Raw genomic sequence first — 1,194 nt, 5'->3', positions numbered from 1 at the left:
TTGGATCCTTCTCTTCTCCTGGCGCCAAATAGTAGGTTTTCGCCCCTTGAAGCGTTCCCCAAAACAGCTCCCATACCGATACATCGAAGCTGAACGATGTTTTTTGTAAAACAACATCCTCGACAGTAAGCGGATAGGCTTTTTGCATCCAATTCAGGCGGTTGACGACGGAATGGTGTTCAATCGGCACTCCTTTGGGAACCCCGGTCGAGCCGGAAGTATAAATGACGTAAGCTAGATGATGCGAACCTGATATAGGCTCCAGGTCAGTATCCTCTTCGCATAGTACCGAAGCTGCGTTGCAGTCAGTCCGTTTCGAAGCGACACTGTCATCGCCACTCCATTGCTCGGTTTCTACATCGAACAGATTCCCTTCAAACGGAAGCTCCACGGTTAACGGGCCTGCTGTTAGGACGATTCGGGCGCCGCTGTCTTGCAGCATGTAACGAATTCGTTCCTGTGGATATGAAGGATCTAGCGGCACATACGCTCCGCCGGCTTTCAAAATCGCCATGATGCCTACAATCATTTCCAAGGAACGATGCATGCTAATACCGACAATCTCATCCGGCTGAACACCTTTCTCCCGCAGCACCCGCGCAATTCGGTTGGCGCGCGCATTGAGCTGCCCGTACGTCAATTCCCGTTCGCCGAACGCAACGGCGACAGCATCCGGCGTACGCCGCACTTGGTTCTCGAACAACTGATGAATCGTGGCATCGCTTAGATAGTCAGCTTCGGTATCATTGAATCCAACCGTTATGCTTGTTCGTTCCGTTGCAGAAAGTATTTCAATATCTTTAAGTTCAATATCAGGTTGCGTTATAACGCTGCTCAACAAGGTACTAAAATGACGGCTATACTGCTCGATAGTGCTTTTTCTAAAAAGAGCTGTAGAAAATTCAAAGCTGAAAGAGATCCGCTTGTCTACCTCAAATGCATACAAGGATAAATCAAACTTTGCTACCGCCGATTGCAATGAGGATGGATACAAATGCAAATCGTTCAATTCAACGCTCGAGTACTCCACATTTTGCAAGGCAAACATCGTATCAAATAGTGGGTTGCGGCTTAAATCTCTTTGTAAAACTACTTTTTTAATCATTTCTTCGTACGGATAGTCCTGATGTTCATAAGCCTTTAATACCTTTTCTTTTATGTCGTGTACAAATTCCGTAAACGTCTTGTCCGACA

The 1,194-nt window shown here is 46.7% G+C and carries 1 protein-coding gene; it reads right to left on the bottom strand.

Features of this window, described 5'->3' with window-relative positions:
• Positions 1-1,194, bottom strand: a 1,194-nt coding sequence (locus tag AZ66_RS29200) for a non-ribosomal peptide synthetase (RefSeq protein WP_044358152.1), incomplete at both ends; no start/stop codon positions are given.

Source organism: Paenibacillus sp. E194 (assembly GCF_000935845.1).
Taxonomy (GTDB): domain Bacteria; phylum Bacillota; class Bacilli; order Paenibacillales; family Paenibacillaceae; genus Paenibacillus_B; species Paenibacillus_B alvei_B.
This window is presented reverse-complemented; position numbering and strand designations above follow the sequence as displayed.